Below are 1,142 nucleotides of genomic sequence, written 5' to 3' on the forward strand. Positions count from 1 at the left end.
ATGTCATCAAGGTTCATAGCAATTTAATTCAAGGAAAAAGTGGGCTTAGAATAGATTAGTGAACTGCCTGAGCTATATTACGAAACTAGCACTACGCGTTATTCTGCATTATTCTGGGAGGAATTATTCATGAAGACTTCGAAACGGATTCTAGGAATTTTAGGGATTGCCGCAACGACAATTCTACTAGCAGCTTGTGGTAACAGTTCAAGCAAGCCTAAGACGACCACCATTACGGTTGGTGCGTCAGCGGTGCCTCATGCACAGATCTTGAAGCACGTGCAGCCACAACTGAAAAAGGAAGGCGTTAACTTAAAGATCAAGGTCTTCCAAGACTACGTAATGCCTAACAAAGCATTGGCCAGCAAGGAATTGGATGCCAACTACTTCCAGCATACGCCGTTCTTGAACCAGTGGAACAAGGCTAACCATGGGACTTTGGTCAGCGCCGGTGGGGTTCATTTGGAACCTATCTCAGCTTACTCAAAGAAAGTCAAGAACTTGAAGGATGTTAAGGATGGGTCAACCATCTTGGCTAGTTCCAACACGCCTGATTATGGCCGGATCCTAACACTCTTGCGGGATGCTGGTTTGATCAAGGTTAAGAAGGGTATTGATATTACCACTGCTAACTTTGGTGATATTACGTCGAACCCTCGTCACTTGAAGTTCAAACACAGTTACGAACCAAAGTTGATGCCAAGTATCTACAAGAACGGTGAAGGTGACGTAGACTTCATTAACGCCAACTACGCGGTTCAATCGGGTCTTGACCCTCGTAAGGATGCGATTGCGACTGAAAAGTCATCATCACCATATGTCAACATTGTGGCTGTCCGGAAGGGTGACCAGAACAAGCCAGCTATCAAGAAGTTGATGAAGGCTTTGCAATCAAAGAGTACCCAAAAGTGGATCTACAACAAGTATAAGGGTGCCGTATTGCCGGCTAAGAGTTACAAATAAAGATAGAGCGTGAACCAAAACGGGTAGCGCCCAGAATGTAAGCAACTAAAAAGGGCGCTTCGTCAAGTAGAGTTGATTTAGATTTATAGGAGTACTTAGACCTCAATTGGTCTAGGTGCTTTTTTAGTTGGCAGTTTTTTGGACAATGGTTTGAACCAGACGCGTTCCAAAAAAATACG

Annotated in this window: 1 protein-coding gene; it reads left to right on the plus strand. The window is 44.1% G+C overall.

The features are described 5' to 3' along the window. Window positions 1-129: 129 nt before the first annotated feature. Window positions 130-963: a MetQ/NlpA family ABC transporter substrate-binding protein gene (locus FFM73_RS12535; protein ID WP_137631947.1), complete on the plus strand. Its 834-nt coding sequence runs from the start codon at window positions 130-132 to the stop codon at window positions 961-963. Window positions 964-1,142 lie beyond the last annotated feature (179 nt).

The organism is Secundilactobacillus hailunensis, from assembly GCF_005405185.1.
Classification (GTDB): Bacteria; Bacillota; Bacilli; order Lactobacillales; family Lactobacillaceae; genus Secundilactobacillus; species Secundilactobacillus hailunensis.